Consider the following 26,810-nt stretch of genomic DNA (forward strand, 5'->3'; position numbering starts at 1 on the left):
GTGTGGTCTGGGTCGGGGGGGGGGGGGGGGGGGGGCACCCGGGGGGGGCCCCCCCCCCGCCCCCCCCCCCCCCCCCCCCCCCCCCCCCCGCGCCCCCCCCCCCCCCCCCCCCCCCCCCCCCCCCCCCCCCCCCCCCCCGGCGCGCCCTTCGGGCGCGCTAACCCTGTGTGCCAGGGGCACGCAACGGGATCACTCGACGCGTTCCACCGTCCCGCGCGCCCCAAGGCCCATCTGCATCAGCATCTTCCGCACGGCCGGCAGGGCATAAAGCGAGCTCACCCCGGCGGCCCGCGCATCGCGCAAGAGCGGCGTGCTCAGCATCGAGGTCCGGTTCAGCGCCGTGATCCCCGCGACCCGCACGCGGATGTCGCCGATCCGTGCGCGGTGATAGGCGCCCAGCATCTGCGCGTCCCCCAGCCCCTCGGGCCGCGCCACGGCCAGGTCCAGCAGCGCGCCGATATCCTTCAGCGACATGTTCAGCCCCTGCGCGCCGATGGGCGGGACAACGTGCGCCGTCTCGGCCACCAGCGCGACCCGCTCACCGTCGAGCCGCTCCGCCTCCTGCGCGATGATCGGCCAGATCGTCCGGCGCGAGGCCAGCTTCAGCGGGCCAAACAGGTGACAGGACCGCTCGGACATGGCCGCCTCGAAGGCCTTGTCCCCCAGGGCCATCAGCTCCAGCGCCTTCGGCCCTTCCTCCATCCAGACCACCGCCGAGGAAGGCATGCCCTGCCAATCGGGCAGCGGCACCAGCGTGAACGGCCCCCCGGTTCGGTGGATCTCGGTCGAGACATTCATGTGCGGGATCGGGTGCGTCACGGCAAAGGCCAGCGCCTTCTGACCGAACCGGGTGGTGCGCACGCCGATCCCCGCCGCCGCGCGCATCGGGCTGGCGCGCCCGTCGGCGGCCACCACCAGCCGCGCTGTCGCCCGGCTGCCGTCACTGAACGTGACCTTCGCCCCGGCCGTGCGGGTGAACAGGCCCGCCGTCCCGGTTCCCGGTCGGAACGCGACAGTCGGCAATTCGGCCAGCCGCGCGGCCATCTCGCGCCGGAGCAGCCAGTTGGGCAGGTTCCAGCCAAAGGGCAGATCGCCGATGTCGCTCGATTCGAAATCGCGGATGACGCGCGGCTCGGGCTCGGGGCCCCCGGCATCAACGATCCGCATGACGGTCAGCGGCGCCGCATATTCCGCCAACCGATCCCAAAGCCCCGCTCTGTCCAGCAGCGCGCGGGCCGGCTGCAAAAACGCCGTGGTCCGCATGTCGGAGCCCTCGGCCTCCCGCTCGGTCACCGGCGGGGCCGGGTCGACGCAGAGCACCGAGAACCCGGCCGAGCCGAAGGCGGCCGCCGCGGTCAGCCCCGCGATCCCGCCGCCCGAGACGATGACGTCGTACTGCATGGTCACTCTCCTTTGCGCCAGCATCTAGGGCGTGGCGCGGGAAATGACCATGCGGCCTACTTGCCCACGGTGATCAGCATCAGCACGACGAACATCAGCGGCGTCGCCGTCACCCCGACCATGGTCAGCGCCACCAGCCCCCAGGTCTTGACCGCCAGCACCAGCAGGGTCAGCAGGATGACGAGGAAATAGTAGATGTTGCCGTGGAAATCCCGGGCGAGGTCGCGGGCGAACCAGCCCAGCACGGGAATGCGGTAAACCAGGCCCGAGGGGCGCTGCGTGTCGATGATGGCCATGTCGCGGTTCCTTGAAGGTACACGCGTGATATGTGTTTCAGCCCGTTGCGATCAAAGCGACATTCTGCCCCGCGACTAATCGACGATGCGACCCAGAAACGCGGCAAGGTCGTCGGTGTGATGGTGGATGTGATCCGCCTCATGCGCCGCCTCGGCCACGTGCACGGTGCGCATCCCCATTGCATGCGGCACCTCGAGGTTGCGTGGATCGTCCTCGAACATCGCCGCCGTCTCTGGGTCCAGCCGGTCCTGTGCGAAGATGGATTCAAAGGCGGCGCGTTCCGGCTTGGGCAGGAAATCCGCGTGTTCGACGCCATAGACGGCGTCAAAAAGCCCGGAAAGCCCCCGCGCCTCGATCACCCGCTCGGCATAGGGGCCGCAGCCGTTGGTGTAGACGATGCGTCGTCCGGGCAGGGCGCCGATCCTGGCGGCCAGCTTCGCGTCGGGCGACAGCACCGAAAAGTCGATCTCATGCACCTCGGTCAGGTAGGGCCCGGGGTCCACGCCATGCACCCGCATCAGCCCCGCCAGCGTGGTGCCGTAGTCGCGCCAGTATTCGCGGCGCAGCGCATCGGCCTGCGGCTGGTCCACCCCCAACGCATCCATGACGAACCGGGTCATCCTGACCTCGATCTGGTCAAAGAGGCGCACGGCAGGCGGGTAAAGCGTGTTGTCGAGGTCGAACACCCAGGTGGACACGTGCGCAAAGCTCTCCTTGGGCATGGCGGATCCTTCCGGCCTGCGGCCATTGTGACGGTTGATCGGGGCGGGTGCATCTGCCTTACTACGCCGAACCGCAGACAGGAAACACCCCCATGGCCAGTTCACGACCCGCGCAGACGGATGCCTATTCGCTGATCCTCGATGCGATCGACGTCGGCGTCTACGTGCCCGGCGACCGGCTGGTCGAAAGCGAGCTGGCCGAGCGGTTCGGCGTCTCGCGCACGCCGATCCGCGAGGCGCTGCAGCGGCTCGAGACGCAGTCGCTGCTGACCCGCGACGGGCGGTCGCTGATCGTTGCCTCGCTGGACCATAACCAGCTGAGCGAATTGTATGTCGTGCGGGCCGAGCTCGAGGGCCTTGCCGCCCGTCTCGCCGCCCGCCACGCGACCGAGGAAGAGGTTCGCGTGATGGAGGAGATGGTCGAGGAGGACATGTCCCTGATCGGCCAGCCCACCGCGCTCAGCCGCGCCAACCGGCGGTTTCACAAGCAGATTCACTTGGCCTCGCACAACCGGTTCCTGGTGCAGCAGCTGGACCTGGTGCACCGGTCGATGGCGCTGATGGCGACCACGTCACTGGCGGCCGAGGGGCGGGGCGAAAAGGCCCTGGCCGAGCATCGCGCCATCGTCGAGGCGATCCGCGCGCGCGACGGGGATGCCGCCTACAAGGCGCTGCGCGACCATATCTCGGTCGCCTTCATGACCCGCCTCAAGCTCGATTCGGCCGATCCGGAACGGTCGGCCTGACCGCCAAGCGGTCCCGCGAGGGGGCCGCTTGAGAGCCTTCTGTATCTCGGCTTTGCTATTTTGTCGCCGTCACCAACCTCGGCCAAGGAAGGTGACGGGACGGTGTTTGGCGTCTGAGCCTTGTGGCCTGACCACGTCTGCTAGCGAGCCAGCACCGTCTCTCTTTCATCATCTCGAACAGTTGGATGCGGCCGACAAGGACCGCGAAGCAGAAGGAAGAGAGCATGAACTCAGTATCATCTGAACAGGTCATCGGAATAGGCGTCTCGCGCGACTGGCTGGACATCTATTGCCTGCCCGATGGGAAGCGCCTTCGGTTGCCGAACGCGCCAGATGGCCATGCCCAGGGGGCGTCCCTCGCGCGACGGCGCGGTGCCCTGGTCTGCTTCGAAGCCACCGGCGGACAGGAGTGGCGGCTATGGGCTGAGCTCGATGCGGCGCAGATCGCCACACGTCAATTGCCGCCCGCACAGGTCAAGGCCTTTGCCGCCAGCCGTGGCACACGGGCCAAGACGGACCGAATCGATGCGGAACTCATTGCCCGCTTCATGGTGTTCCGCCCCGAGGCAGGACGTAGCCATCCGGCCGGAAAATTGCGCGTGCTCAGGGCCTTGACATCGAAGCGAGGGCAACTCGTCGAGATGCGCAAGCGGCTAATCGCCCAGATCAAGGCACACGAAAAACTCGCAACCGCTGGAATGTTCAAAGACATGGACGTGGAGTTGAAGGCTTTGCTCGATGCCAGGATCTCACAGTTGGAAGAACGGATCGAGCAAGCCGTCGCGGCAGACGAAACACTGGTCGAAACCGCACGCATCCTGCGTTCTATTCCCAGTGTCGGCCCCGTTACCAGCACTATGCTGATCGCCGAAATGCCCGAGCTCGGGGCCATCTCCGGAGAACAGGCTGCCGCCCTGACCGGGCTCGCTCCAATAGCGCACGACAGCGGCGCCCTGCGCGGAAAGCGGACCATCGCCGGAGGACGGCGCGCTCTGCGGCATGTCCTCTTCCAGGCGGCGCTCGTCGCCGCACATCACAACCCCATACTGAAGGCATTCGCACAGCGATTGCGCGACGCAGGAAAACCGCACAAGGTCATCATCACCGCGGTCGCCCGGAAGCTCGTCACCATCGCGAACGCCCTATGCAGAAACCGAAAAATATGGGGCCCTCAAGGCGCATAACAGATACAGTTGCTAGTCCTTCCCCGGCTCGGCGGGACTGTGGCCGTGGCTGGTCTTGTCCCACCAGAACGGACTTCGGATCAGCTCGTAAAGCGCCTTGTAGGCGGCCAGCGTGCCGAAGGGGAAGTAGAACAACAGCGTCGGCACCCAGCGGCCGAGCTTCTTGTGCTTGGTGTTGGCGACGGCCACGGCGGCGATGGTCAGGTCCATGATCGTCGCCAGCAGGAACAGCACCGCGAGGCCCAGCGTCACTGTCTCGCCCAGCACCGGCACCGCCGGGTGGAGCAGGCCGAAGGCGACGATCCAGAAGGACCAGAGCAGCGGCGCCACGAGGAATTGCACCAGCGAGGCGGCAAAGAACACCTGGAAGCCAAGGAAGCGCCAGGGCCCCAGTTCGCGCCAAAGGGCTCCGGGCCGGCGCATGTGGACGAGGTAGGTCACCATGTAGCCCTTGAGCCAGCGCGAGCGTTGCCGCACCCAGGGCCAGAGCCGGTTGTTCGCCTCTTCGCGCGTCACGGTCGGCACCATTTCCGTGACATAGCCGCGGCGGGCCAGGCGCATGCCAAGGTCCGCGTCCTCGGTCACGTTATGGGCGTCCCAGCCGCAGACCTCCATGATCGCGGCGCGGCGGAAGAACACGGTGGTGCCGCCCAGCGGGATCGCGAAACCGAGCCGGCAGAGACCGGGCAGCATCATGCGGAACCAGCTCGCGTATTCCATGGTGAAACAGCGCGCCAGCCAGTTCGAGCCGGGGTTGTAGTAGTCGAGGATGCCCTGCAGGCAGGCGACGTGTTCGGGCCGGGTGCGGAACGCCTCGACGATGCGTTCGACCTGGTCGGGGGCGGGCGAATCCTCGGCGTCGTAGATGCCCACGATCTCGCCGGTGCAGAAGCCCAGCGCGTAGTTCAGCGCGCGCGGCTTGGTCTTGACGGGGCCATCCGGCACCTCGACCACGCGGAACCAGGGGGGCAGCGCGGCGCCCTCCAGCGCGCGGCGGGTGGCGGTGTCGGTTTCCTCGAGCACCAGCACGATCTCGAGCAGCGGTTTGGGGTAGGTCAGGCGCGACAGGCGCCCGACCAGCAGCTTGGCGACGTTCTCCTCCTTGAAAAGCGGCACCATGATCGACACGCGCGGCAGCGGATCGCCCCGGGGCGGCGCCTTAAGTGGGAGCGCCTCTGGCACCCTGCGCCGGCCGCGCAGCATGGCGGTCAGCACCGCGACCTTGAGCCCCAGCGTCATCACCAGCGTCGCCGCACCCCAAAGTGCCAGCAGCGCGAAGGCGTGGTTCGGGACGGCCAGCACGGCCACGGCCAGGACGATGCAGGCGACCAGCGTGATCCGCGTCGCGCGCCCCCCCGAATCGAGGAATTCACGGCAGGAATCGGGCTCGGGCACCCAGGTCTCGGCCGAGCGGATCAGCGTTTCGCGGTGCCGGGCGGCGAGGAAATCGTGAATCTCGCGTTCGCTCGCCAGGGCCATGGTGAGGCGGCCGGGCAGGGCGGGGGCCTCGGCCATCAGCCGCTCGAACGCCTCGGGGCGCGAGGTGGCCAGCACCAGCATGTCGCCGATCGTGCCCCAGGGCACGATGGCGTTGTCGCGGCAGAAGGTGACGGGCAGAAGGTCCGACACCGACGGATCGGGCGGGTCGTCGTTGAGGCTGAGCCGCATGGCGCCCCATTGCAGCGCCTGGGCGCTCAGCACCTCGTCCTCGGTCGCGAATCCCTCGGCGATGCAGACGCGGGACATCGGCGCGCGGCAGGTGCCGTGGATCGCCAGGGCGCGCAGCAGGTCGCCCGAGGTCATCACGCCCATGTCCAGAAGGATCTGTCCCAGCGGTTGGTTCAGGTGACGAGACGAGGCAGCGGAAACCGAGTCGCGATACGCGACACGCAGATTGGTCATGAAAACACCAGGGGCAGGGCAGCAGATCCTTCCCCATATGTGGTGAGCAATGATTAACGCGCAGTTAAGGAATTGGGAAATATTGGGGCGTTTACAGACATTTCGCGCGAATTTTGCCTGCTGGTGTTAACCATCTGTTAACCATTCCTGACCCCGCTGCAGGGTGACGCTACGGCAGGGTAGGGTGGTTCGGCCCGGCTCAGGCGCGGGCGGCCATGGCGGCGGCGAAGCGTTCGAACAGGTAGTAGCTGTCCATCGGGCCGGGGCTTGCCTCGGGGTGGTACTGCACCGAGTAGACCGGGCGGCCCTTCATGGCGATGCCGCAGTTCGACCCGTCGAACAGCGACACATGGGTTTCCTTGACGCCCTCGGGCAGGGTCTGGCTGTCGACCGTGAAGCCGTGGTTCATCGACGTGATCTCGACCTTGCCGGTCTCGAGGTCCTTGACCGGGTGGTTGGCGCCGTGGTGGCCATGGCTCATCTTGATGGTCCGGGCGCCCAGTGCCAGCGCCAGCATCTGGTGGCCGAGGCAGATGCCGAAGACCGGCAGCTGCGTTTCCGACAGCACCTTCTGGATCATCGGCACGGCATAGGCGCCGGTCGCGGCCGGATCACCCGGGCCGTTCGACAGGAAGACGCCGTCGGGCTGATGGGCCAGTACTTCGTCGGCGGTCGCCGTCGCGGGCAGGACGGTCACGTCGCAGCCGGCAGAGGCAAGGCAGCGCAGGATGTTGCGCTTGGCGCCGAAATCCAGCGCCACGACCTTGTGCCTGGCCTCGGTCTGGCGGGAATAGCCCGCAGGCCAGGCCCAGCGCATCTCGTCCCAGCGGTAGCTTTGCGCGCAGGTGACATCCAGCGCCAGGTCCAGCCCCTCGAGCCCCGGGAAGGCCCGGGCCGAGGCGATCAGCGCGTCGGTGTCGAAATTGCCCTCGGGGTCATGGGCCAGCGCCGCATGGGGCGCGCCCTGCAACCGGATCGCCCGGGTCAGGCGCCGCGTGTCGATCCCGCCGATGGCGATGCGGCCGCGCTTGGCCAGCCACTCCGACAGGTTCTCGGTCGCGCGCCAGTTCGACGGCTCGGTCGGGTCCCACTTGACCACCATGCCCTCGGCCACCGGATCGTTCGTCTCGTCATCCTCTGGGTTGACGCCGACATTGCCGATATGCGGGAAGGTGAAGGTGACGATCTGCCCGGCATAGGACGGGTCGGTCATGATCTCCTGGTAGCCGGTCATGGCGGTGTTGAAGCACAGCTCGGCGCGGGTCTGGCCCGTGGCCCCGAAACCGCGCCCGTAAAAGACGGTTCCATCGGCAAGCGCAAGACAGGCAGTGGGGCGATCGGCCATGGCAGCATCCTCCGTCGGGTCAAATCTTGGGCGTCGTAAAGGCGCCGGCGGGCGCGGTCAAGCCGGAGCGGGGCTTAATGCGGCGCGGCAACACCCCGGCGGCCGGCTTTGCCGCCCCGCAGCATGGGTTCTTGTCAGGTTGGGCCGTTTTGAGTAAAACGCAAGGCTTCACGGACCATGGGGATGGGACAGACATATGGAATTGCGCGACCGCGTGACCACGGCCCTCAAGCAGGCCATGAAGGACAAGGACGCGGCACGACTGTCGACCTTGCGCCTGATCAACGCCGCCATCAAGGATCGCGACATCGCGGCCCGCGGCGATGGCAACGACGAGGGCGTGGGCGAAGGCGAGGTGCTGCAGATCCTCGGCAAGATGGTCAAGCAGCGCCAGGAAAGCGCCAGCACCTACGAAGAGGCCGGCCGGCTCGACCTTGCCGAAAGCGAGCGCTCGGAAATCGAGGTGATCGAGGAGTTCCTGCCGCGCCAGCTGTCCGAGGCCGAGGTGGACAAGGCCGTCTCCCACGCCATTGAGGAGGTCGGCGCCAGCTCGATCCGCGACATGGGCCGGGTGATGGGCGTGCTCAAGGGCAAGTACACCGGGCAGATGGATTTCGGCGCGGTGGGGCCGCGGGTCAAGGACCGGCTCAGCGCCTGATCGGGACCACGGGGGCTGCGGCCCCCGTTTTCATGTACGGGGCGCGGCAATTTCGCTGTTTCGCTCTGGGCCGCCCGGGGCTATACCCGCGCCCGTTTGGAACGCATCAATCGACGGGGAGTCGAGCAAATGGCAAACGTGGTGGTCGTGGGCGCCCAGTGGGGCGACGAAGGCAAGGGCAAGATCGTCGACTGGCTGAGCGAGCGCGCGGATGTCGTCGCCCGCTTCCAGGGCGGTCACAATGCCGGCCACACGCTGGTGATCGACGGCAAGGTCTACAAGCTGCATGCGCTGCCCTCGGGCGTGGTGCGCGGCGGCAAGCTTTCGGTGATCGGCAATGGCGTGGTGCTGGACCCCTGGCACCTGGTCAAAGAGATCGAGACGGTGCGGGCCCAGGGCGTCGAGATCAGCGCCGAGACGCTGATGATCGCCGAGAACACGCCCCTGATCCTGCCGATCCACGGCGAGCTTGACCGCGCGCGCGAAGAAGGCGCCTCGGCCGGCACCAAGATCGGCACGACGGGCCGCGGCATCGGCCCGGCCTACGAGGACAAGGTCGGCCGCCGCTCGGTCCGCGTGGCGGACCTGGCGGACGAGGCGACGCTGATCGCCCGCGTTGACCGCGCCCTGCAGCACCACGACCCGCTGCGCCGCGGCCTCGGGATCGAGCCGGTGGACCGCGACGCGCTGATCGCCCAACTGCGCGAGATCGCGCCGCAGATCCTGCCCTTCGCGGCGCCGGTCTGGAAGGTGCTGAACGAAAAGCGCAAAGCCGGCAAACGCATCCTTTTCGAAGGGGCACAGGGCGCGCTGCTCGACATCGACTTCGGCACCTACCCCTTCGTGACCTCGTCCAACGTGATCGCTGGCCAGGCGGCGACGGGCGTCGGCATCGGCCCGGGCGCCATCGACTTCGTCCTCGGCATCGTCAAGGCCTACACCACCCGCGTCGGCGAAGGCCCGTTCCCGACCGAGCTGCTGGATGCCGATGGCGAACGCCTGGGCGAGCGCGGCCATGAATTCGGCACCACCACGGGCCGCAAGCGCCGCTGCGGCTGGTTCGACGCGGCCCTTTTGCGGCAGACCTGCGCCACCTCCGGCGTCAACGGCATCGCGCTGACCAAGCTCGACGTGCTCGACGGGTTCGACACGCTCAAGGTCTGCGTCGGCTACGACCTCGACGGCGAACGGCTCGACTACCTGCCGACGGCGGCCGAACAGCAGGCCCGCTGCACGCCCATCTACGAAGAGCTTCCCGGCTGGTCCGAATCGACCGAAGGCGCGCGCAGCTGGGCCGAGCTGCCGGCCAACGCGATCAAGTACGTGCGCCGGGTCGAGGAACTGATCGACTGCCCCGTCGCGCTGCTCTCGACCTCGCCGGAACGCGACGACACGATCCTCGTCACCGACCCGTTCGCCGACTGATGCTCAGCTACAAGACACGCAAGCGCCTCAGTATCCTCGTCCTCGTGGTGGGGCTGCCGCTCTACATCCTGGTGGCGGTCAAGGTCGTCTCGCTCTTCGACCGCCCGCCAATCCTGGTGGAACTGCTGGTCTATGTGGTCCTTGGGTTCCTCTGGATGATCCCCCTGCGCAAGGTCTTCCTCGGCGTCGGCAAACCCGACCCCGAGGATGACAAGGGCGGCCAGGACTGACCGTCCCTCCACTGACTTCCATGCCTCCGGCGGGAGTATTTGGGGAATAATGAAAGCAGGGGCGCGCGGATCCCTCTTCATCTTGCCGCCTAAACTCCGGGGTGCGTGAGGGGCTGGCCCCTCACTCCCACACGCTCCACGCGTGCAGACATCCCGGACTGCGCCCCCCGCCGCAACTCGCGCCGAATTCCTTTCATCTTTCCGGAAATATGCCGGGGGTGAGGCCCAAGGGGCCGAGGGGGCTGGCCCCCTCAATTCCCCCTCGCAGCCAAGCGCCCCGCTCAGGACAGCGCGCGCCAGCCGATGTCCGAGCGGTAGAACCCCTCCGGCCAGTCAATGCTGTCCACCATCGCATAGGCGCGCTCGGCCGCCTCGGCCAGCGTCGCGCCCCGGGCCGTCACGTTCAGCACCCGGCCGCCCGAGGCCAGCACCTTGCCGCCCTCGGCGCGGGTTCCGGCGTGGAACACCATGTTCTTCGAATCCTCGGGGCAGGCCTCCAGCCCTTTGATCTCCGTGCCCTTGGCGTAGGCCCCGGGGTAGCCCTTGGCCGCCATCACCACGGTCATCGCGTGATCGTCGGCCCAGTTGACCGTGCAGCCTTCAAGCCGCCCTTCGGCCGCCGCCTGCATCAGGTCCAGCGCCTGCCCGCCAAGGCGCAGCATCAGCACCTGGCATTCGGGATCGCCGAAGCGCACGTTGTATTCCACCAGCCGGGGCTTGCCGTTCTCGATCATCAGCCCCGCGTAAAGCACCCCCTGGTAGGGCGTTCCGCGCTCGGCCATCACGCGCAGAGTCGGCTTGACGATCTCGTCCAGCGCCATCTGCGCGATCTCGTCGGTCAGCACCGGGGCCGGGGAATAGGCGCCCATGCCGCCGGTGTTGGGGCCGGTGTCGCCGTCGCCCACGCGCTTGTGGTCCTGGGCCGTGCCGATGGGCAGGGCGGTCTCGCCATCGCAGAGCACGAAGAAGGACGCCTCTTCGCCGGCCATGAACTCCTCGATCACCACCTCGGCGCCGGCCGCGCCGAATTCGCCGCCGAACATGTCGCGGATCGCGTCCTGCGCCTGGTCCACCGTCTCGGCCACGATCACGCCCTTGCCGGCCGCCAGCCCGTCGGCCTTGACCACGATGGGCGCGCCCTCGGCCGCCACGTAGTCGAGCGCGGGCTGCGCCTCGGTGAACCGCTTCCAGGCGGCGGTGGGCGCCTTGGCCGCGTCGCAGACCTCCTTGGTGAAGCTTTTCGACGCTTCCAGCCGGGCCGCCTCTTTGGACGGGCCGAAAACCGAAAAGCCCGCCCCGCGCAGGTCGTCGGCCACCCCGGCGGCCAGCGGCGCCTCGGGGCCGACGATGATGAAATCGATGGAATTGGCCTCGGAGAAGCCGATCACGGCCGCCCCGTCCTCGATATCCAGGGACGCGCATTCGGCGATCTGCGCGATCCCGGCATTGCCCGGCGCCACGATCAGCTTGTCGCACTTGGGGTTCTGCAGGCAGGCCCAGGCCAGGGCATGTTCGCGGCCGCCGCCGCCGAGGATGAGGATGTTCATGGAAGGCTCCACCGGGTCCGAAAGGGTCCCGCGCCTTCTAGGCAGCGCGCGGCGCAAGGGCAAGCGCGCCGCGCTTTTTGCGGGTTTTGCGTCGCGTTCGTGCGTGGCATGGTCCGCGCCAAAGGAGACCGCGCGATGGACATGTTCGAAGACGCCCCCGGCAACACGCCCGAATACACGGTCAGCGAGCTGTCGGGCGCCGTGCGCCGCGCCATCGAGGGCGAGTTCGGCCATGTCCGCGTGCGCGGCGAGGTCGGCCGCGTCATGGTCGCGCGCACCGGGCACATGTATTTCGACCTCAAGGACCAGCGCGACGTGATCGCCTGCGTCAGCTGGAAGGGGCAGGTGTCGAAGTTCCGCCATCGCCCCGAGGAAGGGATGGAGGTCATCGCGACGGGCCGCATGACCACCTTCGGCCCGCAATCCAAGTACCAGCTGAACGTCGAGTCGGTGGAACCGGCGGGGGCCGGCGCGCTGATGGCGATGCTGGAAAAGCGCAAGAAGATGCTCGAGGCCGAGGGGCTCTTCGCGGCCGAGCGCAAGACCCCGCTGCCCTACCTGCCCGAGGTGATCGGCGTCGTGACCTCGCCCACCGGGGCCGTCATCCGCGATATCCTGCACCGGCTGCGCGACCGGTTCCCGCGCAAGGTGCTGATCTGGCCCGTGGCCGTGCAGGGCGAGGCCTGCGCGCGGCAGGTGGCGGCCGCCATCGAGGGGTTCAACCGCCTGTCGCCCGGCGGCGCCGTGCCCCGGCCGGACCTCTTGATCGTCGCGCGCGGGGGCGGGTCGATCGAGGATCTCTGGGGCTTCAACGAGGAGATCGTCGCCCGGGCGGCGGCGGCGTCGGAGATCCCGCTGATCTCGGCGGTGGGGCACGAGACGGATACCACGCTCATTGACTACGTCAGCGACCGGCGCGCCCCGACGCCGACGGCGGCGGCCGAGATCGCGGTGCCCGTGCGGCTGGAGCTGCTGACCTGGCTCGACGGGCAGGGTGCGCGGCTGAGCCGGGCGCTGACCTCGGGCATCACCCAGCGCGGCCAGCGGCTCCGTGACCTCAGCCGCGCCTTGCCGCGCCCGGATAGCTTGCTGGACCGGCCGCGACAGCGGCTGGATGTGGCGTCAGACCGCTTGCCCGCCGCGCTGACGCGGACGGTGCAGGCCCGGCGCGTGGCCCTCAGCGAGGCGGCCGGGCGGCTGCATCCGTCGACCCTGCGCGGCATGGTGTCGGGGCGGCGCGACCGGTTCGCGCTGTGGCAGGGGCGGCTCTCTCCGGCCCTGCTGCGGGCGGTCTCGGACAAGCGCAACGCGCTGGACCGGCGGGCCGACCGGCTGAGCGTCACGCCGATCCGGCGCGAGATCGCGCAGGGGCGGCGGGACCTGGACCAGCTGGCGCAACGCTTCGAGGCGGCGGCGCAGCGGCAGGTGTCCGGCTGGGCCGACAGGCTTGCGGGCCTCGACCGGCTGCGCGAGACGCTGGGTCACAAGGCGACCCTGGCGCGGGGCTACGCGGTCGTCCATTCCGATGCCGGGCTGGTGACCAGCAAGGCGGCGGCCGAGGCGGCGACGGGGCTGGAGATCGAGTTCGCCGATGGCCGGATGAAGATCGGCGGCGCGGCGCCGAAGAAGGCGGCCAAGCCGAAGCCGCCGGAGCAGGGGTCGCTGTTTTGAGCCGGGGAAGGTGGGGTGAAACCCCACCCTACGGATCTAGGCGGGCGTTTCGATCAAGGATGTAGGGTGGGGCTCCACCCCACCGGCCGTTGCGTCGAAAGTTCGCGTGGGCGGCGGTCACCTGCGCCCCGTCACGCCCCCACGTCGGGCCCGTAGCACACCATCGGATCGTCCCGCTCGCGCGCCTCGTAAAGCGGCACCTGCGTGGAATTCTCGCTGAATTCGGCGACCAGCCCGCCGGGGCTGTCGAAGAAGCGCCAGCAATGCGGGGCCGGGTCGTCCTCGTAGATGAAACAGATCTGCCCGTCCTCGGCCCCGTACCATTCCCCTGCAAGGCAGCGGCCGTCGAGGAAGGACCAGGTCACGCGCCGATTCCCTTCGTAGCGCTCGACCCCGTAGTAATTCCCGCTGCGCCCGAAATAGAGCGTCTTTCCTTCCGTGTAGCGATCGAAGGCTTCGGGGGTCATGGGGGTCTCGGCCAGCGCGGGGGCGGCGGCGAGGCAAAGCATAAGAGCGAGCGTTTTCATGCGCCGGAGCCTGCCAGAAACCAAAGCCAGTGGAAAGGCCGCGCCGATCACGCCGGCGTGGAGCCGCCAGCGCCTTGCCAGCGCGCCGCGCGGCGGTCCATCACCCGGCGCCAAAGCGGCGGGATTGTCGCGATGGTCGCCATCACGGGCAGCGAATGGGGCAGGATCGGCATGGTGGCCGCGTCGATCTCGAGCTCTTCGAAGCCGCGGCCGGGACGGATGTGGTGATCGGAATGGCGCGGCGCATTGAGCATCAGGGCGGCCGAGTACCAATGCGGTGCATTCCAGCTGTGCTGCGGGCCGACCGGTTCCAGCCGCCCGGTGGTATCCACGCGGCGCCGCAGCCCGTAATGCTGCACGTAGTCGGACATCAGCAGCTGCATCGTGGCATAGCCGGCCAGGCACACGAGGCTCAGCACCCCGGCCCAGCCGGCCAGCGCAAAGGCCGTCGTGGCGGTCAGCCCCGCGCCGCCGACGTAGCGCGCATAGGGGTGCAGCGTGCCGGGCTTGCACCGTTTGCTTTCGGCCCGAAAGCCCGCACGGAACGATCCGATCCAGGCGCGGGGCAGGAAGCGCCACAGCCCCTCTCCGGGCCGGGCGGAGTTCGGGTCGTCGTTCGTCGCCGCGTGGACATGGTGCACCAGCCGGTGGGCCGAGGCATGGTGGCCGAAAAGCAGCGAGATATAGACCCATTCGCCCAGCCGCCGGGCGGCCCGGGGGCTGGCATGGATCAACTCATGCGCGTTGGAATTCGACACCTGCCCGAAGAAAACGCCAAAGGCGAGGAAGGCGGCCAGCCTCTCCCACACGGCAAGCCCCGTCGCGCCCGACAGCGCCAGCACGCCCAGCGCCAGCAGCGGGAAATGCAGCGCGCCCAGCGTCACCGACAGCGCCCGCGCGGCCGAACAGCGCGCCAGCGGCAGCGCGATCCCGCGCGTCAGCCGGTCCATCGCCGTGACCATCGCTGTGACCGCCACAACCGCCAGCACCGACCACGCCCCGCCATAAAGCGCGGCCCCGGTCAGCAGCCCGGCCGGCCCCAGCGTGGCGATGGCGAATTTCAGCATCTCGGCTCCTTTGTTCCGACATGTCTTAGGCTGCGCCCCTTGCTAACCCGTGAATGCGGCCGCATCGGGGATGCCCCGGGCCCATTTCGTGGTCAAGGGGGCAGGGGGCGCGGGCCATCCGCCCTTCCATCCCGGCGCGTGTCACATTAGGTGGGTTGCAGGCATGGCGGTAAGGGGAGAGCCTGATGGCGTTCTTCAAGAAGCTCAAGGACAAGCTGTTCAAATCTTCGTCGAAGCTCGACGAGGGGCTGGAGGCAATCGTCAGCGATGGTGGCGAGGAAGAACTCGTCTCGGCAGAAGCGCCCGAAGAACGGCCCGCGCCGCCGCAGGAAACCCCGGCGCCCGACACGCCCGAGACCCCCGCGCCCGATCTGCCGGAGGAAACGCCGCCCGAGCCGGAACCCGAGATCACGCCCGATCCGGACCCCGAGCCGATCCCGGAACCCGAGCCGATCCCGGACCCCGAAACGCCATCCACGCCGCAGCCTGACCTGCCACCCGGCCCCACCCCCGGCGACACGATCCCCGGCCCCGGCCCGGTGGAAATCCCCCAGCCCGAGGCGCCCGCCGGCATCCCCTCGGGCCCCGGCCCGCAAGAGATCCCCGGCAGTCCCGCGCCGATCGAGATGCCCGTCTCTCCGACCCCGCAGGAAATTCCGACCAACCCCGGCCGGATGGAGCTGTCGAATACCGACGTGGCCGAGGTCGCCAGGGCCGCCCCCGCCGCCAAGCCCGGCTTTATCGGTCGCATCCTTGGCCGGGGCGTCGAACAGAAGGTGGTCGTGCGCCGCGTGCTCGACGACGACATGCTGGAAAGCCTCGAAGAGCTGTTGATCGCCTCGGACATGGGCGTCGACACGGCCCTGCGCGTGACCGCGAACCTTGCCGAGGGGCGCTATGGTCGAAAGATGAGCGTGGACGAGATCAAGCGCGCGCTCGCCGACGAGATCGCCCGCGTGATGGAACCCGTCGCCCGCCCCATGCCGATCTATCCCAAGACCCCGCAGGTGGTGCTGGTGGTGGGCGTGAACGGGTCGGGCAAGACCACGACCATCGGCAAGCTCGCCAGCCAGTTCAAGGCCGCCGGCAAGGACGTGGTGATCGCGGCCGGCGACACCTTCCGCGCCGCAGCCGTGGAACAGCTGAAGGTCTGGGGCGACCGCGCCGGCGTGCCCGTGCTGACCGCGCCCGAAGGGTCGGACCCGGCCAGCCTTGCCTTCGACGCCATGACGAAAGCGCAGGCCGATGGCGCGGACCTCTTGATGATCGACACCGCCGGCCGGCTGCAGAACCGCGCCGACCTGATGGAGGAGCTGGCCAAGATCGTCCGTGTGATCCGCAAGAAGGACCCCGACGCGCCGCACAACACGATCCTGGTGCTCGACGCCACCACCGGCCAGAACGCGTTGAGCCAGGTCGAGACCTTCCGCAAGCTCGCCGATGTCTCGGGCCTGGTCATGACCAAGCTCGACGGCACGGCCAAGGGCGGGGTGCTGGTGGCGCTGGCCGACAAGTTCGGCCTGCCGATCCATGCCATCGGCGTGGGCGAACAGATCGACGACCTCGCGCCCTTCGATCCACAGGAATTCGCCGAGGCGCTGACGGGGATCGAGGGGTGATCCGCGCCGCCGTCCTCGCGCTGGCGCTTTGCGCCACGTCGGTGGCGGCAAGGGATGTGACGCCCCGGCTTTGCAACGATGGCTGGACGACCTTTTACGACAGCATCAAGGCGCTTCACGCGAAACGCGGGATCGGCGGGGCGCTGGGCGACCTGCGCCGTCATCCCGGCCACGAGGTGGACGCAGGCTGGTGCCATATCGCGATGGAGGCGCCGGACGGTCGGCCGCTCGACATCCGCTGGCGCGCGGAGGATCTTGCGGAGGCGCTGGGCCTTGGCCGGATGCCTGCGCTGCTGGAAGTCGAGGTCCTCGGCCTGCGCCCGTTGGAGGCGGAGCGGGCCGCGCTGCCCGCGCCGCTGCGGGACGTGTCGGTCACGATCACGGCCGCGCTGCGCTTTTCACACGAAGACCAGATGCTGACGCTTGACACGCTGACGCTGGACGCAAGAGAGGCGGGGCGGATCAGCGCCTCTGGCCTTGTCACCGGCCTCGACACAACCAGCGCGCAGCGGGTGGTCGAGACGCTGGGCATGGCCCGGCTGCGCGCCGCCGCGCTGTCGGTCGAGGTGCCGCCCCCGGTCGCCGCCCTGCTGATGGATGCGCAGAGCCCGAGGCTGATCTTCGATGCGCTGCAGGGGCTCGACCTCGATCCGTCCTCGCGGCAGGCGCTGGATGACTACCTTTCGGCCTGGCCCGAGGTGGAGGGACGTCTCGAGGCAACCCTGCAGGCCGATCCCGGCCTCGGCGCCTTCCAGCTGGCCTATGTCCTGCCGAAACGACGCCCGGGCCAAACCCAAGCCGACCACGTCCGCGCCATCGGGCCGGCGCTTGCCGTGCTCACCAGCGGCGCGCGGCTGACGCTGCATTGGTGGCGCGCATCGTGAGCGCCCTGCCGTGAGCGACTGGCTGATCTCTCTCGAAGGGACCGAGGCGGGCCGGCAGGTCGCCCTGGGTCTCGCCCTTCTCGCCGCCGTGCTGCACGCGGTCTTCGGCGCGCTGCAAAAGGGCCGCCATGATCCCTGGCTGTCGCGCGGGGCGATCGACGGCGCCTACGGGATCATGGCCGCACCCTTCGCGCTCTTCGTCGTGCCCTGGCCCGCGCCGCACATGTGGCCGATCTTTGCCGGCGCCTTCGTGATCCACACGGTCTACAAGATGTTCCAGGGGCTGGCCTACACGAAAGGCGCCTACACGGTCGTCTACCCGGTGGTGCGCGGCACCGGGCCGCTGTTTACCGTCATCGGCGCCTGGATGATCTTTGGCGAGCGCTTCGCGCCTGGCCAATGGGCCGGGGTCGGCGTGCTGCTGGCCGGGATCTTCGGCCTCGCGCTCTACAATGCCCGCCACCTGACCCTGGCGCGCGACACGCTGGGCATCGCGCTGGTCTTTGCCCTCATCACCGGCCTCTTCGTCGCGCTCTACACCACCTACGACGCCTATGGCATCCGGGCGGCGGCCGATCCGTTCACCTTTCTCGCCTGGTTCTTCATGATCGACGGGCTGGTCTTTCCGGTCGTCGCCGGGATCCGCTGGCGCCGGATGGCAGAGCCGCCCGCGCTGGGCCCGCTGCTGCGCCGGGGTGTGATCGGCGGGGTCATTGCCTATATGAGCTTTGGCTCGATCATGCTGGCGACCCGCCTCGACAAGGTGGGCGAGGCGGCGGTGATGCGCGAGACCTCGACGGTCTTCGCCGCGCTGATCGGCTGGCTCTGGCTGAAAGAGCCGGTGGGCCCGGCCCGCGCGGGGCTGATCGCTTTGATCGCCGCCGGGGCCGTGATAGTGGAATTCGGCGGATAGAGCAGGGAGCCGACAATGGCGGAACGCAAGATCAACGCAGGCCTGAAAACGGCGCTCGAGATGGGGCCGATCGTGATCTTCTTCGCGGCCTATCTCTGGGTGCGCGACCGGGTCTTCACCCTCGGCGGGACCGAGTATGACGGCTTCATCCTGGTGACGGCGGGCTTCGTGCCGCTGATGATCGCCTCGACGCTGGTGCTGTGGAAGCTGACCGGGCACCTGTCGAAAATGCAGATCGCCACGGTTGTGCTGGTCACGGTTTTCGGCGGGCTGTCGGTCTGGCTCAACGACGACCGCTTCTTCAAGATGAAGCCGACGATGATCTACCTGCTCTTCGGCGGCGTGCTCGGTTTCGGCCTGCTGCGCGGCCAAAGCTACCTGCGCGTGGTGATGGAAGAGATGGTGCCGCTCGCCGACGAAGGCTGGATGATCCTGACCCGGCGCGTCACGGCCTTCTTCTTCGGCCTTGCCGTTCTGAACGAAATCATCTGGCGCACCCAAAGCACCGACACCTGGGTCTATTTCAAGACCTTCGGGCTGACGGCGGCGATCTTCGTCTTCTTCATGACCCAGGGAAAGCTGTTCCAGCAATACGGAACCGAAGAGACGGACGAGGGGTAGGGATGCCTCCGGCGGGAGTATCTGAAGAATAATGAAGGGATGGATGATGTCCCCCTTTTCATTATTCCGAAAGTACTCTGGGGAGTTTGAGGGGCTGGCCCCTCAAGTGCTTTCCACGAGCGTCACCGCCGGCGAGGAATCCCGGTGCTGCGACACCGGCGCAAACGCCGACAGCGGCGTCCGCTCCGGTTCGCGCAGCAGCGCGGAGTAGAGCGGCCAGAGCCCCGGCCGCAGGTAGGGCTGCCAATGGCAGGCCAGGCGGCGCGGGGCGGTGATGTCATGGCCGAGGCGGGCGAGATGAGTCGCCGTCTCCGGGCAGTCCAGCCGCAGCAGGTGATGTGCAGAACCCTGGAGCGGGTGCAGGCCAAGCGCGCGGTCGCGCCGCTGCGCCGGGCGCACGCTGGCCTGGAAGGCAAGGTCATAGACCAGATTCTCGGGGCCCCAGACCGTCAGCATCTCGGCCCGCCGGCCGGCGGGGGTCTCCAGCGCCTCTTGCGCGGCGCCGTGATACTCGGCCGGGTTCAGGCCGATGAGGCGGCCCAGGTCTCCGGGCGCGAGGTGGGGTAGGGACTGCAGCACCACCCGGACGCCCAGCGAATGGGCGATCGCATGGACCGGGCGGCGGGGCGCCATGCGGCGGACCTGCCGGATCAGCCGGGCCAGCTGCGCCCCGGCCCCGGCAGCACGCCCGTAGGCGCCCCAGATCGTGCCCTGCGCCGGCCAGCCGAAGGCCAGCGCCAGCCCCTCGTCCGACTGCCCCGCGCCGAATCCCAGTGCCTCGGGCCAGCTGCAGGCGCGGCGATGCGTGCGGGGACGGGCGGCAAGGATGTGCTCGTGCGGGCAGCGCCCCGCAAGGCCGGGACGGTACTTGAACCCGTGCACCATGACGATCACCGGCCCGTCGCCCCTGGCCTTCGCGCGCAGCGCGGCCAGCGGGTCGGCCGGACTGCCATGCAGGCTGAGCCCATCCGCCCCGGCATTCGTTCGGAGAATCGGCACCCGCCCCTCCTGTCACCATATCTTGTGGGATGATCCTGCCCGAAGGCTACGACGCGGGCGTGAAGCGCGCATTACACCTGCGTGACGTTGCCGGGCGCGTCGTCCAAGGCGCATCGGGCGTCGCGCGCGACATTGACGCAGGTATGTCCCGGCGCTAAACCGCCGTCCAAGTGGCGATTTGTTACCGGATTGCGGGCCACTCAAAACATGCCGCTAAAGAGGTCAGACGCAAGGAACCCCCTTTCGCTTGGCCGGACGGGGGTTTTTTGATGGGGCCGCGCCCCGAAGGAGACAGACATGAGCGACACGCGCAAACTGAGAACCACGCTTGTCCATGGCGGCGCCCGCCGCAGCCAGTATGGTGAGGTGAGCGAGGCGATGTTCCTGACCCAGGGCTTCGTCTACGACAGCGCCGAGCAGGCCGAGGCCCGTTTCGTCAAGGCCGGTCCGGACGAGTTCATCTATGCCCGCTACGGCAACCCGACCGTGCGCATGTTCGAGGACCGTATGGCCGCGATCACCGGCTACGAAGACGCCTTCGCCACCGCATCCGGCATGGCGGCCGTGAACGGCGCGCTGATGGCGCTGCTGAAGGCGGGCGATCACGTGGTGTCGTCGCGGGCGCTCTTCGGGTCCTGCCTTTACGTGCTCGAGGACGTGCTGGCCCGCTTCGGGGTCGAGATCACGCTGGTCGACGGCACCGACAATGCCGCCTGGGATGCGGCGATCCGGCCCGACACGACACTGGTGTTTCTCGAGGCGATCTCGAACCCGACGCTCGAAGTGATCGACCTGGCGCATGTGGTCGAGGTCGCGCATCGGAACGGCGCCAAGGTCATCGTCGACGATGCCATGGCGACACCGATCTATTCCTATGCCGCGGCCTGCGGCGCGGACCTCTGCGTCATCTCGACCACCAAGCATGTGGACGGGCAGGGGCGGATGCTGGGCGGCGTGGTCTGCGGCACCCGCGAGACGATCCGCGGCCCCATCGAATCCTACCTCAAGCACACCGGCGCCGCGCTGAACCCGTTCTCGGCCTGGGTCCATCTCAAGTCGCTCGACACGCTGGACCTGCGCGTGCGCGCACAGTCCGGTGCGGCCATGCAGATCGCCGAGGCGCTGGAAGGCCACCCCAAGCTCAAGGCGGTGCGGTACCCACAACTGCCCAGCCACCCGCAGCACAAGGTCGCCATGACCCAGGCGGCTTCGGGCGGGACCGTGCTGTCGATCGAGATCGACGGCGACCGCGAGGCCTGCTTCCGCTTCTTCAATGCCCTCGAGATCTTCACGATTTCGAACAACTTCGCCGATTCCAAGTCGATTGCGACCCATCCCGCGACCACCACGCACCAGCGCCTGCCGCAGGAACAGAAGGACATCCTGGGCATCACGCCGGGCCTCGTCCGCGTCTCGATCGGTCTCGAAGACCCCGAGGACCTGCTGGCCGACCTGCGCCAGGCCCTGGACGCGGTGTGACGGTAGAGTGAACCAAGAGCAGCGGCGGCGCGTAATGTCGGTAATTACTGGATTTCGCGCCGCCGATGCTTATGTTGCCCGGTGCGACTGGACCTGAAAGGGGGCCTGCGGATGAACCTCCACATGCGCGACATCGAAGACAGCCCGAGCCGCGAAGAAGCACAGGCGGCATTGCAACTGCTGCGGCGGTTCATGGGCCAGGCCGGGGAAAGCGAACGGGCGCGGCTGGTGCCCGAGATGCGCGAGCTTGGCGCGCCCGAATACCCGGAGCTGTCGCGCGACTACCCCGAGGCCTTTGCCGCCACCCCCGATTACCGCGCCACGCTGCCCGATCTTCAGAACGGCCCCGCCGCGCTGATCCGCGGCGCGCGGACGGAAATCCAGCATGTCGGCATCTCGAACTTCCGCCTGCCGCTGCGCTTCCACACCCGCGACAATGGCGACCTGACGCTCGAGACCTCCGTGACCGGCACGGTCAGCCTCGAGGCGGACAAGAAGGGCATCAACATGAGCCGCATCATGCGGTCCTTCTATTCCCATGCCGAAAAGACCTTCAGCTTCCAAGTGATCGAGGCGGCGCTGGACGATTACAAGTCGGACCTCGAAAGCTTCGACGCGCGGATCATGATGCGCTTTTCCTTCCCGCTGCGGGTGGAAAGCCTGCGCTCGGGCCTATCGGGCTACCAATATTACGACATCGCGCTCGAGCTGATCGAGCGGGCCGGGGTGCGCCGCCGGGTCGTGCATCTCGACTACGTCTACAGCTCGACCTGCCCCTGTTCGCTGGAGCTGAGCGAACATGCCCGCCGCGACCGGGGCCAGCTGGCCACGCCGCATTCACAGCGCTCGGTCGCGCGGATCTCGGTCGAGGTGCTGCCGGGCGATTGCCTCTGGTTCGAGGACCTGATCGACCATTGCCGCGCTGCCGTGCCGACCGAGACGCAGGTCATGGTCAAGCGCGAGGACGAGCAGGCCTTTGCCGAATTGAACGCGGCCAACCCGATCTTTGTCGAGGACGCGGCGCGGCTGTTCTGCGCCGAGCTGCGGGCCGATCCGCGCATCGGCGATTTCCGCGTGGTGGCCAGCCACCAGGAAAGCCTGCACAGCCATGACGCGGTGAGCGTGCTGACCGAGGGCGACTTGTTCGCGTCGGAGAGCCTCGATCCGAAGCTGTTCCAGACCTTGATCCACGGCTGATCCGGGGCGGGGATGAGATTGAGCGGCGGTGCCTTCGGGCGCCGCCGTTTTTGTTTGGGCCGCTAGATAGGCCGACGGTGCCACGATGCGCTAAGGGCAGTCTCCGGCCGCGGGTGGGGGTGAAGCCCCCGCCCGTCACGCTAGAAGCGTGCCGAGCATAGTCGGCGCACCTTTGGTGCGATGGGGCGGCCGGGGGCTGCCCGGCGAGCCGCCGGGCGGGACATCGCAGGCAAGGTCGCGACTATTGAGGCGTACAGTCGGATAGGTCTGCCAAGATCTGCTTCCCCGACGTCGCCCGGCACTAACGATCTTCCGATGCTGCAATGCAGTATAAGGTGCCCTATATTGGTGCCGTGGGAGGAGACCGAACGCGAACGCACGAGGTTTCCACGTGGCAAGACATATCACGACACCCGATATCGCGATCCGCACCGTTCCGCCCGGCTGGCGCGCGGCGCTTGATCGGTATTTTGCCGGGTTGGGGCAGGGGGTGAATGCGCATCTTGCATCCCGCGACCGGCTCGACCGCATCCTGGCGCTGAATGCGCTTTCCGATGACGAGCTGGCGCTGCTTGGCATTGCCCGGGACGACATCCCTGCCTTTGTCTTCCGCGACCTCTTTCCCACCTGACCCGGGCCGCGGCACCCCGCGCGCTTGACACAGCGCGCGACCCGCGCCAACGCTGCGGCCATGTTCGACATGCGCCCCGTGGGATACGTCATCGGTCTTCTGGTCACCGCGCTGTCGGTCACCATGCTGCCGCCCCTCATGGTCGACCTGGCCGAGGGGCAGGGCGAATGGCACGTCTTCGCAGAAAGCTTTATCGTGACCATGATGTCCGGCGTCATGATCTCGATGGCCTGCCGCAATGGCGTCAAGGAAGGGCTGACGATCCAGCAGACCTTTTTGCTGACCACCGGCGTCTGGGTGGCGCTGCCGATCTTCGGCGCGATCCCCTTCGTTCTGGGCGCGACCGAGGCGCGGTTCGTCGACGCCTTCTTCGAGGCGATGTCGGGGCTCACCACCACCGGCTCGACCGTCTTTTCCGGGCTCGACACCCTGCCCAAGGGGCTGCTCTTGTGGCGCGGCATCCTGCAATGGCTGGGCGGCATCGGCATCATCGTCGTCGCCATGGTTTTCCTGCCGGAACTGCGGGTCGGCGGCATGCAGATCTTCAAGGCCGAAGCCTTTGATACCATGGGCAAGATCCTGCCCCGCGCCTCCGAGATCGCCTCGCAGATCTCGGTCATCTACATCGCCATCACCATGGCCTGCATGCTCAGCTACGTGACCGTGGGCATGAGCCTTTTCGACGCCACGGTCCATGCGCTGACCACGGTCTCGACGGGCGGCTTTTCGAACTACGACGCCTCGTTCGGCACCTTCTCGGGGCCTGCGGAATACGTCGCCTCGGTCTTCATGGTGCTCGCCGCGCTGCCCTTCGTGCGCTACGTGCAGATGGTCAACGGCAACCGCATGGCGCTGTTCCGCGACAGCCAGGTGCGCGGGTTCCTGTGGGTCATCGGCACGCTGGTCGTGGTGACCTCGGTCACCTTGCTGCATGTCTTCCCGCACCACTGGGAACAGGCGGTGCGCGAGGCGTTGTTCAACATCACCTCGATCATCTCGGGCACCGGCTATGCCAGCGTCGACTACATGGCCTGGGGCCCGTTCCTGATCATGATCTTCTTCTTCATCGGCCTGATCGGAGGCTGCGCCGGCTCCACCGCCTGTTCGGTCAAGATCTTCCGATACCAGCTGCTGTTCGCCTCGATCAGGGCGCAGCTGCAGCGCATCCGCAGCCCGCACGGGGTCTTTACTCCGCGCTACGACGGGCGGCCGATTTCCGAGGACGTGCTGTCCTCGGTCATCGCCTTCTTCGTCTTCTTCATCATCTCGATCGGCGCATTGTCGGTGGCGCTGGGCCTCACCGGGCTCGACTTCACCACCTCGGTCTCGGGCGCGGCCACGGCGCTGGCGAACATCGGGCCGGGTCTGGGCGACACCATCGGGCCGGCGGGCAACTTTGCCACGCTGAACGACACGGCCAAGTGGCTGCTGGCCGTGGCCATGCTGGTCGGACGGCTTGAGATCCTGGCGGTCTACGCGATCCTTACCGTGCGGTTCTGGCGCGGTTAATGATGGCCCGGCACGGCCTCGGTCGGCAGCTGGCGGGCCTGGTCCGCCACGGTCTCACCCTGGTTTCCCGCGGTCAGCGGCAGCGACCCGATCGCGGTGATCACGACGGCTGCGGCGATGATGAGCTTTCTCATGGCAATACCCCTGGGCGTTGGCCCCGGACAAATACGGGGACGTTAAAGCGAAACTGCGCGGGATTGACGAAGCGTCGGTGAATGAAATGTGGCAGAAACGCGGCTTATACCGACAGTTTGAACCAACAGCCCGGCATCTGGCCATGAGAAAAGGGCCGCGCATTTCCCATGCGCGGCCCCTTGCCGATGCCTTGCGGTTTTCCGCCGGGGGTCAGTCCCAGCAGCTGACCAGCACGGTCATGCCGGTGGCGATCCGGGTCAGGTCGACCGGGTCCAGCACGGCCCCGCCCGCGGTCGCCGCGGCGGAAAGGCCCGCGCCCTGAAGCACGCTGCGGATGCTGTCAGACCCGGTGGCAAAGCTGACCGCGTCGGGCAGTTGGCGCGCGCCAGTGGTGCGTGGCAGCAGCATGCCCACGACCGAGCCCGCCGCGTCCAGCACCGGGCCGCCCGCGTCGCCGGGCTGGTGGTTCAGCGCCAGGCGGCGCAGCCCGGGCTCACCGCCCAGGCCCTTGACGTCCTCGAGCTTGCCGAAGGTCAGGGTGGGGGCGCCCAGCACCCCTTCAAAGCTGTAGCCCGAGACCGCGACCTCGGATTGCAGCCGCGGCTGCGCCTCGGGGAAGGCGGCGACGGACATCGGCGCCAGGGCCCTGTCGGGGCGCAGTACGGCGATCCCGGCGGCCTCGTCCAGCGTCACGAGGGTGGCGTCGAATTCCTCGTCCAGCGTGATGCGGGTGCAGTTCTGCACTGCCTCGGCCACGGTCACCACGGTGCCGCTGGCATTGACGTAGAAGCCCGAGCGCGACAGGCGCGGCTTGCGGATCTCGAGCCCGGCCAGCAGGTCGATGTCCTGCTCGGCCCGGCCGTCAGAGGGCTGCAGCACGGCGCCGGGGATGCGGGCAAAGCTGTCCTGCATGGCGGCGAGGATGCGGGTGCGGCGTTCTTCGTCACCGGCGGGCCAGATCAGGGTGAAGCCCTTGACCTCTCCGCCTTCCAGCGACGCTTCGGTGTGCGACACGATACGGTCGTTCTGCCCGACCAGCGTGAAATTGCCCGAGCGCCGCTCGCGCGGGCCGTTCAGCGGCACGATCTCGAGCGTCTGCATGATGTCGTACAGCCCGAACAGCGTGTTCTGGTCGCCCGCCTGGCTGATCAGCAGCACCCGCGCGCCATCCACCGTGCCGGTGCCGGTGTAATGGGCAAAGGGGTATTCGTAATGATCGAAAGCCACGGCGCCCGTGGGCAGTTGCATCGAGATGCCCGCCTCGTCGTCGCGCACCTGCGCCATGCCCATCCCTTCGAGCACGGCATTGTACTGCGCGATCAGTTCGGCCCGCTGGCGCGTGGTCAGCACGCCCGTGGTCTGGTAGCCGTTGGCGTCCTGCCAGGCGGCCATCGAGTTGCGGGTGCCGGCGCCGAAGGCCGCGTCGATGGTCGAATTGTAGAACCCCGCCCAGCGCAGGGCGATCTGCAGGTCCATCTTCTCGTCCCGGGTCAGCAACGCCTCGGACCGGCGCGCCTCGGCCGGGGTTTCGTCCACCGGCTGCGGGTCGGGCTCGGGGGTGGCCACGACGGCGGGCGCTTGCGGCGCGGGCTGGGTGGCCTCTGCGCCGATGGGATAGAAGCGCTGGCCGTAATCCTCGGCCACGGCGACGTAGCTGTCGCTGGGCACGGCACCGGCGCGGCGGTAGTCACGCAACCGTGCCTGGGCGGTGTCCGGATCGAACGGTCCCAGCGCAACGGCGTACCAGCCGCCGCCCAGGGCAAAGCCGTTCACGTCCTGCAACCGGGCGGCATAGCCGCGCACTGCCTGCTCGGCCTCGTTCAGGGACGGATGCGCCTCGATCTGGATATAGACGCGGTCCTGCGCCTGGGCCGCGATGGCCATGAGAAGAAGAGAAAAAATCGTCGATAGAAAAAGTCGCGCCATGTGCGGATTGCCCTTGCAGTCCTTGGTGTTTTCCGGGTTCCGACCTCTTTAACAAAACAAGGGCCGGGTGCACGTCAAATCGGCTTGAAGTCGCGGGAAAAGCGGCGGAACTGTCCCCATGGCAACGGGTTCGGGGGCGGGCGACGCGGCGGCGCGGCTCATTGACCCCGCGGGG

Annotated in this window: 26 protein-coding genes and 1 riboswitch; of the genes, 15 read left to right on the plus strand and 11 right to left on the minus strand. The window is 68.1% G+C overall.

The features are described from left to right. Window positions 1-189: 189 nt before the first annotated feature. The 3 genes from MF270_RS16110 to MF270_RS16120 all read right to left on the minus strand — a co-directional run bounded on the left by MF270_RS16110 (window position 190) and on the right by MF270_RS16120 (window position 2,420). The gene (locus MF270_RS16110) at window positions 190-1,401 is read right to left on the minus strand and encodes a UbiH/UbiF family hydroxylase (RefSeq protein WP_238366937.1); all 1,212 of its coding nucleotides are present in this window, start codon (window positions 1,399-1,401) and stop codon (window positions 190-192) included. A 56-nt stretch (window positions 1,402-1,457) separates the two neighbouring features. Then, a complete protein-coding gene (locus MF270_RS16115) occupies window positions 1,458-1,697 on the minus strand; it encodes a hypothetical protein (protein ID WP_238366938.1) in 240 nt (79 codons plus the stop codon). 75 nt (window positions 1,698-1,772) lie between these two features. Then, on the minus strand, window positions 1,773-2,420 hold the full coding sequence (locus MF270_RS16120) for a pyrimidine 5'-nucleotidase (protein WP_238366939.1): 648 nt from the start codon (window positions 2,418-2,420) through the stop codon (window positions 1,773-1,775). 92 nt (window positions 2,421-2,512) lie between these two features. Here MF270_RS16120 and MF270_RS16125 point away from each other — a divergent pair, with 92 nt between their 5' ends. Beyond that, on the plus strand, window positions 2,513-3,166 hold the full coding sequence (locus MF270_RS16125; RefSeq protein ID WP_238366940.1) for a GntR family transcriptional regulator: 654 nt from the start codon (window positions 2,513-2,515) through the stop codon (window positions 3,164-3,166). A 224-nt stretch (window positions 3,167-3,390) separates the two neighbouring features. Next, entirely contained in the window at window positions 3,391-4,350 is a 960-nt protein-coding gene (locus MF270_RS16130; RefSeq protein WP_238366941.1) for an IS110 family RNA-guided transposase, read from the plus strand. A 12-nt stretch (window positions 4,351-4,362) separates the two neighbouring features. On the opposite strand, the gene MF270_RS16135 is transcribed toward MF270_RS16130, so the two are convergent. Both MF270_RS16135 and carA read right to left on the minus strand, forming a co-directional pair. After that, complete coding sequence (locus tag MF270_RS16135; protein ID WP_238366942.1) at window positions 4,363-6,252, minus strand: glycosyltransferase family 2 protein; 1,890 nt, start codon at window positions 6,250-6,252, stop codon at window positions 4,363-4,365. Between the two features lie 199 nt (window positions 6,253-6,451). Then, window positions 6,452-7,597, minus strand: coding sequence for a glutamine-hydrolyzing carbamoyl-phosphate synthase small subunit (gene carA / locus MF270_RS16140; RefSeq protein ID WP_238366943.1), 1,146 nt, complete (start codon window positions 7,595-7,597; stop codon window positions 6,452-6,454). A gap of 196 nt (window positions 7,598-7,793) precedes the next feature. Here carA and MF270_RS16145 point away from each other — a divergent pair, with 196 nt between their 5' ends. The 3 genes from MF270_RS16145 (at window position 7,794) to MF270_RS16155 (ending at window position 9,910) form a co-directional block, all read left to right on the plus strand. Then, a complete protein-coding gene (locus MF270_RS16145) occupies window positions 7,794-8,255 on the plus strand; it encodes a GatB/YqeY domain-containing protein (RefSeq protein ID WP_238366944.1) in 462 nt (153 codons plus the stop codon). Between the two features lie 129 nt (window positions 8,256-8,384). Continuing rightward, entirely contained in the window at window positions 8,385-9,680 is a 1,296-nt protein-coding gene (locus tag MF270_RS16150; RefSeq protein WP_238366945.1) for an adenylosuccinate synthase, read from the plus strand. Then, window positions 9,677-9,910: a DUF2842 domain-containing protein gene (locus MF270_RS16155; protein WP_238367107.1), complete on the plus strand. Its 234-nt coding sequence runs from the start codon at window positions 9,677-9,679 to the stop codon at window positions 9,908-9,910. Before MF270_RS16150 ends, MF270_RS16155 begins: the two co-directional genes overlap by 4 nt. Window positions 9,911-10,191: 281 nt before the next feature. On the opposite strand, the gene purD is transcribed toward MF270_RS16155, so the two are convergent. Beyond that, window positions 10,192-11,457: a phosphoribosylamine--glycine ligase gene (gene purD, locus MF270_RS16160; protein ID WP_238366946.1), complete on the minus strand. Its 1,266-nt coding sequence runs from the start codon at window positions 11,455-11,457 to the stop codon at window positions 10,192-10,194. A gap of 135 nt (window positions 11,458-11,592) precedes the next feature. Between purD and xseA the strand changes: the two genes are divergently transcribed. Continuing rightward, the gene (gene xseA, locus MF270_RS16165; protein ID WP_238366947.1) at window positions 11,593-13,128 is read left to right on the plus strand and encodes an exodeoxyribonuclease VII large subunit; all 1,536 of its coding nucleotides are present in this window, start codon (window positions 11,593-11,595) and stop codon (window positions 13,126-13,128) included. Between the two features lie 131 nt (window positions 13,129-13,259). On the opposite strand, the gene MF270_RS16170 is transcribed toward xseA, so the two are convergent. Both MF270_RS16170 and MF270_RS16175 read right to left on the minus strand, forming a co-directional pair. Beyond that, the gene (locus tag MF270_RS16170) at window positions 13,260-13,655 is read right to left on the minus strand and encodes a hypothetical protein (protein WP_238366948.1); all 396 of its coding nucleotides are present in this window, start codon (window positions 13,653-13,655) and stop codon (window positions 13,260-13,262) included. A 47-nt stretch (window positions 13,656-13,702) separates the two neighbouring features. Then, the gene (locus MF270_RS16175) at window positions 13,703-14,722 is read right to left on the minus strand and encodes an alkane 1-monooxygenase (RefSeq protein ID WP_238366949.1); all 1,020 of its coding nucleotides are present in this window, start codon (window positions 14,720-14,722) and stop codon (window positions 13,703-13,705) included. 185 nt (window positions 14,723-14,907) lie between these two features. On the opposite strand from MF270_RS16175, the gene ftsY reads away from it, so the two are divergent. Genes ftsY through MF270_RS16195 form a run of 4 tightly spaced genes read left to right on the plus strand, consistent with a single transcriptional unit; the run spans window position 14,908 to window position 18,759 of the window. Then, window positions 14,908-16,341, plus strand: coding sequence for a signal recognition particle-docking protein FtsY (ftsY, locus tag MF270_RS16180; protein ID WP_238366950.1), 1,434 nt, complete (start codon window positions 14,908-14,910; stop codon window positions 16,339-16,341). After that, complete coding sequence (locus tag MF270_RS16185) at window positions 16,338-17,225, plus strand: hypothetical protein (RefSeq protein ID WP_238366951.1); 888 nt, start codon at window positions 16,338-16,340, stop codon at window positions 17,223-17,225. The genes ftsY and MF270_RS16185 overlap by 4 nt, the downstream gene beginning before the upstream one ends. Before the next feature lie 10 nt (window positions 17,226-17,235). Then, the gene (locus MF270_RS16190; RefSeq protein WP_238366952.1) at window positions 17,236-18,138 is read left to right on the plus strand and encodes an EamA family transporter; all 903 of its coding nucleotides are present in this window, start codon (window positions 17,236-17,238) and stop codon (window positions 18,136-18,138) included. A 15-nt stretch (window positions 18,139-18,153) separates the two neighbouring features. Beyond that, on the plus strand, window positions 18,154-18,759 hold the full coding sequence (locus MF270_RS16195; RefSeq protein ID WP_238366953.1) for an inner membrane-spanning protein YciB: 606 nt from the start codon (window positions 18,154-18,156) through the stop codon (window positions 18,757-18,759). 102 nt (window positions 18,760-18,861) lie between these two features. On the opposite strand, the gene MF270_RS16200 is transcribed toward MF270_RS16195, so the two are convergent. Continuing rightward, window positions 18,862-19,758, minus strand: a complete 897-nt coding sequence (locus MF270_RS16200; protein ID WP_238366954.1) for an alpha/beta hydrolase — start codon at window positions 19,756-19,758, stop codon at window positions 18,862-18,864. A gap of 29 nt (window positions 19,759-19,787) precedes the next feature. Here MF270_RS16200 and MF270_RS28205 point away from each other — a divergent pair, with 29 nt between their 5' ends. The 5 genes from MF270_RS28205 (at window position 19,788) to MF270_RS16220 (ending at window position 24,574) form a co-directional block, all read left to right on the plus strand. Beyond that, window positions 19,788-19,916, plus strand: coding sequence for a hypothetical protein (locus tag MF270_RS28205; protein ID WP_272490788.1), 129 nt, complete (start codon window positions 19,788-19,790; stop codon window positions 19,914-19,916). Between the two features lie 2 nt (window positions 19,917-19,918). Further along, window positions 19,919-19,996, plus strand: a riboswitch (SAM riboswitch). A gap of 59 nt (window positions 19,997-20,055) precedes the next feature. Then, window positions 20,056-21,237, plus strand: coding sequence for a trans-sulfuration enzyme family protein (locus MF270_RS16205; protein ID WP_238366955.1), 1,182 nt, complete (start codon window positions 20,056-20,058; stop codon window positions 21,235-21,237). A gap of 111 nt (window positions 21,238-21,348) precedes the next feature. Next, a complete protein-coding gene (folE2, locus tag MF270_RS16210; protein ID WP_238366956.1) occupies window positions 21,349-22,434 on the plus strand; it encodes a GTP cyclohydrolase FolE2 in 1,086 nt (361 codons plus the stop codon). A 391-nt stretch (window positions 22,435-22,825) separates the two neighbouring features. After that, window positions 22,826-23,065: a hypothetical protein gene (locus tag MF270_RS16215; RefSeq protein WP_238366957.1), complete on the plus strand. Its 240-nt coding sequence runs from the start codon at window positions 22,826-22,828 to the stop codon at window positions 23,063-23,065. A 60-nt stretch (window positions 23,066-23,125) separates the two neighbouring features. Beyond that, entirely contained in the window at window positions 23,126-24,574 is a 1,449-nt protein-coding gene (locus tag MF270_RS16220) for a TrkH family potassium uptake protein (protein ID WP_238367108.1), read from the plus strand. Here the strand turns inward: MF270_RS16220 and MF270_RS16225 are convergent. Both MF270_RS16225 and MF270_RS16230 read right to left on the minus strand, forming a co-directional pair. Continuing rightward, window positions 24,571-24,708, minus strand: a complete 138-nt coding sequence (locus MF270_RS16225) for a hypothetical protein (protein WP_238366958.1) — start codon at window positions 24,706-24,708, stop codon at window positions 24,571-24,573. The two genes, MF270_RS16220 and MF270_RS16225, sit on opposite strands and share 4 nt — an antisense overlap. Before the next feature lie 211 nt (window positions 24,709-24,919). Beyond that, on the minus strand, window positions 24,920-26,635 hold the full coding sequence (locus MF270_RS16230; RefSeq protein ID WP_238366959.1) for a serine protease: 1,716 nt from the start codon (window positions 26,633-26,635) through the stop codon (window positions 24,920-24,922). Window positions 26,636-26,810: the final 175 nt, after the last annotated feature.

Origin of the sequence: Mesobacterium pallidum, from assembly GCF_019966535.1 — a bacterium.
In the GTDB taxonomy this organism is placed as follows: Bacteria; Pseudomonadota; Alphaproteobacteria; order Rhodobacterales; family Rhodobacteraceae; genus Mesobacterium; species Mesobacterium pallidum.